This is a genomic window from Enterobacter cloacae complex sp. IR5422 (assembly GCF_049238165.1).
Classification (GTDB): domain Bacteria; phylum Pseudomonadota; class Gammaproteobacteria; order Enterobacterales; family Enterobacteriaceae; genus Enterobacter; species Enterobacter roggenkampii.
The window spans coordinates 1-9769 of record NZ_JBMKHT010000077.1 but is presented as its reverse complement, the minus strand read 5'-3'; the positions used below and the strand labels follow the sequence as shown (position 1 = coordinate 9769).

Annotated in this window: 6 protein-coding genes and 1 pseudogene; 3 read left to right on the top strand and 4 right to left on the bottom strand. The window is 44.7% G+C overall.

What is annotated here, in order from left to right; translation table 11 throughout:
* Window positions 1-124 precede the first annotated feature (124 nt).
* The 4 genes from yagM to ACOTXT_RS21560 all read right to left on the bottom strand — a co-directional run bounded on the left by yagM (window position 125) and on the right by ACOTXT_RS21560 (window position 3276).
* Window positions 125-979 carry a protein YagM gene (gene yagM, locus ACOTXT_RS21575; protein ID WP_023567973.1) on the bottom strand — a complete coding sequence of 285 codons (855 nt, stop codon included), beginning with the start codon at window positions 977-979 and terminating at the stop codon, window positions 125-127.
* A gap of 118 nt (window positions 980-1097) precedes the next feature.
* Window positions 1098-1322: a helix-turn-helix transcriptional regulator gene (locus tag ACOTXT_RS21570; protein ID WP_001272156.1), complete on the bottom strand. Its 225-nt coding sequence runs from the start codon at window positions 1320-1322 to the stop codon at window positions 1098-1100.
* Window positions 1319-1759 (bottom strand): protein YagN, encoded by a 441-nt coding sequence (gene yagN / locus ACOTXT_RS21565; protein WP_000224818.1) that lies wholly within the window; start codon window positions 1757-1759, stop codon window positions 1319-1321. The genes ACOTXT_RS21570 and yagN overlap by 4 nt, the downstream gene beginning before the upstream one ends.
* 116 nt (window positions 1760-1875) lie before the next feature.
* Window positions 1876-3276, bottom strand: a complete 1401-nt coding sequence (locus ACOTXT_RS21560) for a tyrosine-type recombinase/integrase (protein ID WP_112793638.1) — start codon at window positions 3274-3276, stop codon at window positions 1876-1878.
* Between the two features lie 648 nt (window positions 3277-3924).
* Here ACOTXT_RS21560 and ACOTXT_RS21555 point away from each other — a divergent pair.
* From ACOTXT_RS21555 to ACOTXT_RS21545, 3 genes and pseudogenes are all read left to right on the top strand, one after another.
* Complete coding sequence (locus ACOTXT_RS21555) at window positions 3925-6234, top strand: TerB N-terminal domain-containing protein (protein ID WP_084833141.1); 2310 nt, start codon at window positions 3925-3927, stop codon at window positions 6232-6234.
* A gap of 3 nt (window positions 6235-6237) precedes the next feature.
* Entirely contained in the window at window positions 6238-7554 is a 1317-nt protein-coding gene (locus ACOTXT_RS21550; protein WP_048962501.1) for an ATP-binding protein, read from the top strand.
* Window positions 7551-9647, top strand: a pseudogene (locus tag ACOTXT_RS21545) (DEAD/DEAH box helicase); the annotation flags it as partial. The gene ACOTXT_RS21550 and the pseudogene ACOTXT_RS21545, both read left to right, overlap by 4 nt.
* Window positions 9648-9769 lie beyond the last annotated feature (122 nt).

The following is a 9769-nucleotide window of genomic DNA, read 5'->3' as shown; positions in this document are numbered from 1 at the left end:
GTCTGGCGGCGTTTACTGGAAAACTCACTGTCGGCAAAAGTCAGTTGCTGGCTCATCCGGTTACTCATTCTGGGTTCAGGTTACAACACGATGATCTCACATCTCGGACTTATTCGCACCTTCCTTAGGTTCTGCTCTCCTGTGAGTATGGGTTTATAATGATGTCATCCGGTGCATTAACACGGTTGGAAACATCTGTTTTACGGATCACTGGCAGCATAACCACCATCTCATTGACATGGTAAATATCAATCCAACAAACAACCGGATAAGGCATAACAATCCCCTTTCTTCTAAGAACTTCATTTATCCCGAATATAATTAATTGGGATGTTGACAAGAGTAGAGTCTGCCCGACATCAAAGTAATAATCCTCAAAGGTTGTTCTATGAATAAGAATAATGTTTGAATATCCTGAGACACTTTGATGCTTTACATTAAAATGTCGTTGATTGTAAATGTAAATGGCTTTTTCCATATCGTAATTTTCCCTCAGCGAGGATAGCCTTTCACGTATAACTGTTTTTTCATCTTTCCCCATGAATTCATCATTAGCGTTCAGTTGAAAGTAATCTGCAATGGGGATTTTTAATGGACTCATGATGTTCGTTTTCCAGATTAACGAACAGTACTCTTCCAGAGTTACTTCTGTTTTACCTCGGCTTCGATTGATGCTTTCTTTTATAGAGAACTTTAACAGGTCATTTTTTATTTCATTTATTGACCAGTTATGACGATTGCATTTTTCTAATATAGGGATAGCCAAATCCACAACTTCCGCTATTACGGAAGAGTGAGATTTATTTGTTAGTCTGGCATAATGATCAATTACTCCTAATGAAGATTGATTTTTGAACGTGACTGAGTGTTTTTTTATGGGAGTAGTCTGTACTACCTGTGACTCATTGTTTTTGCCTTGACAAGGTTTTTTTCCTGGTAGAACGCTGCTCATCTCAAAATTAGTAACACTATTAGACATTTTTAAGGAAACCTCTTTGTTATCTCAATATAAAACTACTATCTGAAATTTCTCAGTGTTGCCCCATTTTTCTCGGGGCAACATCGCTATAAATCAATAAAATTAAATCTGTAATTTATTACAGACTTTCTCGTACAGAAAATGTATCTATAAAATCGAGGACATCTTTACGTAACCAGTAATGGCGGCCATTGATTTGTTTTGGGCGAGGTAGCCCCTCAGGCAATTTGTCCTGACAAAGCCATTTACGAATGGTTTGAGATTTGTAGCTAATGATTTTAGCTAACTCAGCTGTTGAAATGAGCTGTGATTGAGATGTATCCGGGAGTTTGAATGCGCTCATTTTGCCACCTCAGTGATTGAGATATTGGCAAAGAAAGCTTTAAGCATTATTGAATTAGTAGGGGTAGTAATGAAGGCAGAAGGAAACGTTTCGGGCTCGGGGTCGGGGTCACTACCATCACCTGAATCTGATGATAAGGCACTTTTAGCTGATTTAGCCGTACTGTGATGCGATCTGGATGCCTGATTTTTACATGACATCAGACGCGCGAGAAAGTTAGTAGCATTTTGCATTCTTTGTTTAAGATGTAAAATTTTCAGTTTGGCGCATGCGACAGACTTGCGAAGAGCTGAGTATGTTCCTTTGAGATACTCGACAACCTCTTCCATGGACGCAGGATCGTTAAAGGATTGAGTTGTTTTACTTGAATTAATACACCAGCGAGCTCTGATAGCTGCCAGAGTGGGTTCTATGGATACAGTTGCTGGGGTTGCCATTGGCTTATCTCCTGTGTAGTTGCTGTATCATTGACTAAACTGTGTATTACGATACATGAAAATCTATCTTGATCAATAGTTGATGATATTTTGTAATATGTTGATTTTTAATGGAATCAACGCATATCAACGTTGTTTTTTATGGTAATACCTGCTTCATTTAAGATCCATGTCTCAATTTTCTCGTGCCATTTTCGTAACAGATCTAACGGACGACGGCGATAGTGTTTTTCGGCAAGAGCGCTGGGTTTGTGTCCCATAATTTGAGCAACAATACCAGTGGGAACTTCAACCCACTCGGCCAAAGTACCAAAACTACGACGTAAACCGTGAAGGCTGATATGTGGTAACTCAGCCAGCACTAACGCTCTGTTGTGCGCTGAACGCGGCTCAATAATTTTGCCACTTTTACTGTTACTTCTGAAAACCCAACCCTCCTTATTTACGTCAGAATTTGGGGATTGCGCTAGTACATTTAACAATTCAGAAACATAAGGAGTGAGAGGGATGATACGTTCACCTTCGATCTTGTCTTTAATTCGCATGCTTGACCATTTGAAATCTACGTCTGACCAGCGAAGCGACGCAATTTCTTCACGCCGAGCACCAGTGAGCAAAAGTACTTGGAGATAGGCCGATGCAATAGGATTATTGAGGCTACGCACGGCACTAAACCAGCTTTTTAGTTGTTCCTTTTGCAGGCAATCATCAGCTTTACTCGCTGACACGGGAACCATTTTTCTTACGTTGTAATCTTGTGCCAGATCGCCAGGAATGATCCCTTGATATTTTTTCTGATAATTACTCCATTTGATGAAAGCACGTAGTAGGCGATAAGCGTGAGCAGTGACGGTAGGTCTATTTTGCCTTTCTGTACTCAGCCACGCTGCTATGTAATCTGGGGTTAGCTCCGATAACGGCAGGTTGAGCAAACTAGCCAATGGTCCAGCCGAAGTCGGGCCTTGGCCTCTTTTTTTACTTTCGCCTCCACGACTGGACAAGTTAATGTGATCGGCAATGTATCGAGTAGAATATGGGCGTTTAGTTTTTGCACTGATACCGGTTCTCAATTCTTGAAGATAGTCTTCCCAGGCGACGGAGAAAGTCACTTTTGTTTTACGTGATTCTGCCTGCAGGGATTCTGCTTCTGCGATTTTTATAGCCTTAGCAATTCGTGGATCTATCCCTGTATCGATCAATGTTTGTAACCGTCTTGCCTCGGCTCTCGCATCATCAATCTTCCAGTCGTTAATGTTGCCAATAGTCATGCGAAGGGTTTTCCCCGCATATACGCTTTGGAATACAAAGGCTTTTGCTCCGCTAGTTGCTCGGCATGCCAAGGTTGTTACATCTGCATCCCAAAGAAAAGTTTGTTTTTTCCCTTCCGGTAAGGTGAATCTGCGAAGTCTTTCGAAGGTAAATTTTTGTCTTGAAAGCGCCATTTTTCGGCTCCAGTTGAGAATTGCTGTCTTACAATAATGTAACTGCTTGTGTAAGTAAATGGAGGGAATAAACATCAACTTTTGTTAATTTCAATCAACGGGTTTATTGCTATAACTTGGTGTTTTATAATATAAAGTATGTTGTTTTGATTGATTGCTCAAGTAGTTAAAAATGCATTAACATCGCATTCGTAATGCGAAGGTCGTAGGTTCGACTCCTATTATCGGCACCAGTCATATCAAGTAATTACACAGCACTCCTACCTTCTTTACTTTTCTGTGGAACAAATTTAGGACAGAAAATTTGGAAATCGAGTCAATTTGCAGTGTATGTTTGGTCAGATGTTATGGGGATAAATGGACCGATCTAAGAAATATTTAGATAGTCTCTCAAACATCCATTTTGTTATAACGAAAAAGCTATCCCAACCTGAAAAGCCAACTATCCCCTATATATTTGAGGTCTTGGAACCTGAATCTTCGCCTCCTGCTGGTGTGAATACGGCTAAGAGCCAAGCACAACTTCACTCCCTTTAAGATTCATTTCTTGTTAGAAATGCTTAATCGATAATTATTTTCAATTCAATCAATGCTTTAATTTTTGACGCATTTTGTTTTTAACCCATGCGATTTAGATGTATTATTTTAAGACTAATCCTCTTGCCATATTTTTCATAAACATCGGCCCGGTATATGTGAAAAGTTATTTTAAGGTTGCTTCTCATGGAGTTATGGATATTTTTAGCGGCGATTTATGTTGTTTATTTGTTGTTTTTCAAAAAGAAAAAGCATAGATCCACCGAGTCTCTTGTTTCAAGGACCGTCAAAGCACCGCCTAAAGAATGGATTGCTGACATCAAGAAAAAGGAGGCGGTTGTGCGAAACGATGATAGTGAAGACGATAACCTTGCAACTTTTACATTGAGCGGTGGCCGGGGTCTTGAACTTCAGGTGACAACCAATCATTACAGGAATACCTCAAAGTCAGCAGGTGCACTAGCTCGATGGGTACTTCCGGGTGAGATGATAACTGTAGCTGGTGTAGCAATTAGCGGTGGCCACATTTACGTGGGGCAACGTATGAAGCCCTCCGGTCAGGAATCAGGCGGCTATTATGACGATGGAAGTGAGGCATCATTAATTGATGACACATGTAAGATAAAACCTACTTCTTATCTTTACGAGGACAGTTCATTAGGATACTGGCCCAGTTTTTCCTCTCTTTCCCCAGAAGCACGCGGTGCGTATGTCAGTTGGCTTGCCAGCGATAGGTCTGATCCATCGTGTCCTATCGGCTATGTTTTTATCTACCTCTACGGCCTGGAAAGAAAAGCGCTCGTAGATTCAACTGACCCAAAATTCCCTGATGCTGAGTTCCGTAATCTGTTCAATGAAGTCGCTCGGTTAAGATCGGTATTCATTGAGAACCGCTCCTTCCGTGGATATTCGACCCAATTACTCGAAGCCATGTCTATTCTGCGCCCGAACATGGGCTTAGCCACTGAGCTCGATAGCAATTCAGGTTTCAGCAACAGCATGCAATTTAAGCTGGCTCTGGCAAAAACTGTACATGAAGGAGTTCCTGTATCAGCTGAACTGGCGTTGAACTGGGTAATAAACCACACCGAGTATTCGCTGCGTACCCCGGCTCGCCGCTGTGCTAAAGAGTTTGCTGCGCTTTTCAAACGGCGTTACACCCTCAAATATGGTGAAGGGATGGTCGTTAAGGCGAATAAAACGCGCCTAAGGTTAGATTACACACCAGCAAGTCCTAGTTTGCGAGGTGTTCGACTTCCTGTTCCCGACCTGCCTGATCCAAGAGCGTTGAAGAGCCCTGTCCAGAAAATTATGGCTCTTGCCGACATATGTACGGATGAACTTGATGCTTATAGTCGCTACCTTGGTAGGAAAGGTACGTCAGTCAATGATACGGCTGCAATTATGTTGCTCCCTTCAGAGATCATTAATGAAAGCGCAGAAAAAATATTAAGCTCATTCAAACGCTGGGCTGATGAGGCGATCCTCGTCAAGGAGGGGTTAGTCTCAGTTGCTGACTTTTGGGCACATATGAATGCCAGTTGCCCCAATAAGATCAATAAAAAAGAGGCCGATTTGATGCAGGCCTTTGCTCTGAAGATGGGTTACGGTCTGGCACCTGACCCGTATTATCACCATGTGAAGGCGGATGTTGATGGGACACTTGTTCTATTCCCTGCCGCCGAAGGTGGACGCTTCTCACCTTCTCCTGAATTTATCTCAGCCGTAATGACGCTCAGATTAGGGGCGATGGTCGCCTTGATTGACGATTCTCTTGATCAAGCTGAACAGAAAGTGCTTGAGAATACCATCAACAACAATCCTGGCTTCACCGATGATGAAAAACGCTCTCTACATGCGTATTTAACGTGGCAACTTCATACCCCAGCCAATATGACAGGAATGAAAAGCAGGATTGAGTTGATGGGGGCCGCGGAAAAAGCTGCTGTGGGTAAGGTTATCGTTAGTGTTGCCTGTTCGGATGGGAAAATAGCGCCTGCCGAAATCAAACAGCTTGAGAAGATTTATTCAAGTTTGGGGCTGGATCCCTCATCTGTCTCGAACAATATCCATCAGCATTCCGCAACTGAACATGATCTCGTCTCGTCTGTACCAACTGATCAGCCAGCAGCAGGGTTCACACTGGATGCTAATGTACTTGCCCGCCACGAATCTGCCACGGATGATGTTCGTAAATTGCTGAACACAATTTTCATCGAAGAAGAACCGGAAGAGCTAGAAAGCGCTCCAGCCTCATTAACGGAAACGGGGGGGCTTGACTCCGCACATAGCCAGCTTTATCGCAGTTTGCTGGAGAAAGAACAGTGGTCCCGAAAAGAGGCGACAGAATTGTGCGGAAATTTGAATTTGATGCTCGGCGGTGCGCTTGAGGTGATCAATGACTGGTCCTATGCGGTGGTTGATGCTCCGGTGCTGGACGATGCCGATGATGATATCTGGGTTGACCTGGAAATTGCCAAAGAATTAGAGGGATAGTGAATGTCTGTAACACGTATAAGAGTGAAAGAACGTGACGCTATTATTCAGTCACTTAAGTCAGGTGTAACGCCAAGGATAGGCATTCAGCATATCCAGGTTGGCCGCGTGAATGAAATCACTGCTCTCCACCAGGATATTGAGAGGATTGCTGACGGTGGTGCAAGCTTCAGACTTATCATCGGTGAATATGGTTCTGGTAAAACGTTCTTTCTGAGTGTTGTGCGCTCTATTGGGCTAGAGAAGAAGCTGGTGTCAGTCAGTGCAGACCTTTCTCCTGACAGACGCATTCACTCATCGGGAGGTCAGGCTCGTAATCTCTACTCAGAGCTTATGAAAAACATGTCCACCAGAAACAAGCCGGATGGTAATGCGTTACTTAGCGTTGTTGAAAGGTTCGTTACGGAGGCAAGAAAGGAAGCTGACACGGACGGCTCCGAGGTTTCATCAGTTATTCATAAGCGCCTGGCTGCCCTGTCAGATATGGTGGGCGGATATGACTTTGCGAAGGTCATTGATGCATTCTGGCGGGGGCACGAACAGGATAATGAAACGCTAAAATCCAATGCCATTCGCTGGTTGCGGGGAGAGTACACCACTAAAACTGATGCCCGTAACGATCTCGACGTTCGGACTATTATCACAGACGCTTCATTCTATGATTCTTTAAAGTTGATGAGCCTTTTTGTCCGCCAGGCAGGCTATGCCGGTCTTTTGGTCAGCCTCGACGAAATGGTGAACCTCTTTAAGCTGAATAATACGCAAGCAAGAACAGCGAACTACGAACAGATTTTGCGGATTCTGAATGACTGTCTGCAAGGCTCAGCCGAGAACATTGGTTTTATCCTCGGGGGGACGCCAGAGTTTCTTTTCGATCCGCGTAAAGGTCTTTACAGCTATGAGGCTCTCCAGTCGCGTCTGGCGGAAAACCGGTTCGCGCAAAAAGCAGGAGTGATTGACTACTCATCCCCCACTTTGCATCTTGCCAGCCTGACCCCTGAGGAACTGTATATTTTGCTGAGAAATCTTCGCCATGTTTATGCAGGCGGAGATCCAGAGAATTATCTGGTACCAGATGAGGCACTGACTGGATTTCTGCATCACTGTAGTAAAACCATTGGAGACGCTTACTTCCGTACCCCCCGTAATACCATAAAAGGTTTCCTGGACATGCTGGCCGTGCTGGAACAAAACAGAACGATGAACTGGCAAACTCTAATCGAGGGTGTGGCGATTGAAGAGGACAGGCCCAGCGATATGGATGACGCCACTACGGAGGAAAGCGATGACGACGACGGACTGGCGAACTTCAAACTATGAGCAGTGCCTACGATAGCCTCGATCCCCGCGTCCGTAAGTGGGTTTACAAGCAGGGGTGGTCTACATTAAGGCCCTTGCAGGAGAGTTCTATCCCGGCAATTTTAGCCCGTGATCGAGACGTGCTAATCAGTGCAGGTACAGCAGCGGGTAAAACAGAGGCTTTCTTTCTTCCTGCCTGTTCGGCAGTTGCAGATCTCACTAATGGATTTGGCATCGTCTATATCAGTCCGTTGAAGGCATTGATTAACGATCAGTACCGTCGTCTTGAGAGCCTTGGAGATGCATTGGAAATGCCAGTGACTCCCTGGCACGGGGATGTACCACAAAGCAAAAAAAAGAAGGCTCGGACGAACCCTGCTGGCATTTTACTGATTACACCTGAGTCACTTGAGTCTTTGCTCATAAATTCAATGGGCTGGCTCAAACAGGCGTTTTCTTCAGTCGCATACATCGTTATTGATGAGTTTCATGCTTTTATTGGCTCAGAGCGTGGTGTACAGCTGCTTTCTCTGCTCAATAGAATTGACCATGTGCTAGGTCGCCAGGTAAATCCAATTCCCCGCGTTGCGTTGAGTGCCACGCTGGGGGAACTGGAGAAAGTGCCCGAAATGTTGCGCCCGGACAAACGACTCCCCTGCGTAACTGTTACAGATAGTAATAGCACGGCCACTCTTCAGGTACAGGTCAAAGGGTACCTGGAGCGAGTGATCCAAAAAGAGGAAGAACTTCAGAGTTCAGCTGAACATGACGTTTGCGCTGACATTTTTAGACTTTGCCGTGGCGATTCTCATTTGGTCTTTGCAAACAGCCGAAAGCGCACTGAAAGCATTGCGGCAACGCTGAGCGACATGTGTGAGGAACAAATTGTTCCGAATGAATTTTTCCCCCACCATGGTTCCCTTGCCAAGGAATTACGTGAGGCGCTTGAATCTCGTCTTCAGAAAGGAAATTTGCCCACTACAGCTGTTTGTACAATGACGCTTGAGTTGGGAATTGATATCGGTAAGGTTAAGTCGGTTATCCAAGTTACGCCACCACATTCTGTTTCCAGTTTGCGCCAGCGTATGGGGCGTTCTGGGCGACGCGACTCCCCATCAGTACTCAGAATGCTAATTACAGAAAATGAGCTTACTGTGAGTAGCAGTATCGTTGATCATCTACGGCTCCAGTTGGTGCAGTCGATGGCAATGATCAGGTTGATGATCTCTAAACAATGGTTTGAGCCTGCCGATTCCCGCCAGATGCATTACTCCACGCTGCTACACCAGATTCTTGCAATTACCGCACAATGGGGTGGAGTTCGTGCCGACCAGCTCTGGTCCCAACTATGCCAGACAGGGCCGTTCAGAAATGTAGATTTAAACGATTTCAAAAGCCTGCTTAAACATATGGGAGCATGTGGCCTACTCACTCAACTTGCAAGCGGCGAAATGGTTGTTGGGGCAGAGGGGGAGAAACTGACTAACCATTACACTTTTTATGCCGTGTTCAATACACCAGAAGAGTTCCGCATTGTCACCGGAAACAGAACCCTTGGAACAGTGCCTGTGGACTCCCCACTGCTACCAGACCAACACATCATCTTCGGTGGGCGGCGCTGGAAAGTGACAGAGATCGAGACAGAGAAAAAAGTTATGTATGTAGAGGCAACCAAAGGCGGTCAGCCACCACAATTTAGTGGGGGAGGTATGTCTGTTCATGATGCCGTTCGTCAGGAAATGCTCGCTATCTATAGGGAAGGTGATTACCGCATAGCAATAGGTAGCAAGAAAGTAGATTATGCCGATACTGCCGCCAGAAACCTATTTGCGGAAGGCTGTAGTAACTTTCAGCGTTTTAAACTTCAAAATGAGTGTTTTATTACGAGTAGACAATACTGTTACGTAATACCCTGGATGGGGGATAAAGTTGTCAATACGATTACAGCCTTGCTCATACGCTGTGGTTTTAAAGCTAATTCATTGGCTGGAATTATAGAAATTGACGGCTCAAGTGTCGCTTCTGTTCAACAGGCACTTAAAGGCCTGCTGCTGTCAGGCTTGCCTTCAGCGTTTGATCTTGCTGCAAATGTTCCAGAAAAGTACTTAGGGAAGTTGCGATTAAGTGGTCCGCAGCTCCCGATATGACGCCCCAAACCGTCCTTTATCGACGTCCTGTGGCTCAATTTTCCAATTTTCAGCCCAAAATCGTCTCTTCGTGGCTGATTTTGGCCCTG

Excerpts from the sequence above, each read along its gene's own strand:
- yagM (WP_023567973.1), bottom strand. The coding sequence starts at position 979 with ATGTCTAATAGTGTTACTAATTTTGAGATGAGCAGCGTTCTACCAGGA.
- ACOTXT_RS21570 (WP_001272156.1), bottom strand. The coding sequence starts at position 1,322 with ATGAGCGCATTCAAACTCCCGGATACATCTCAATCACAGCTCATTTCA.
- yagN (WP_000224818.1), bottom strand. The coding sequence starts at position 1,759 with ATGGCAACCCCAGCAACTGTATCCATAGAACCCACTCTGGCAGCTATC.
- ACOTXT_RS21560 (WP_112793638.1), bottom strand. The coding sequence starts at position 3,276 with ATGTTTATTCCCTCCATTTACTTACACAAGCAGTTACATTATTGTAAG.
- ACOTXT_RS21555 (WP_084833141.1), top strand. The coding sequence starts at position 3,925 with ATGGAGTTATGGATATTTTTAGCGGCGATTTATGTTGTTTATTTGTTG.
- ACOTXT_RS21550 (WP_048962501.1), top strand. The coding sequence starts at position 6,238 with ATGTCTGTAACACGTATAAGAGTGAAAGAACGTGACGCTATTATTCAG.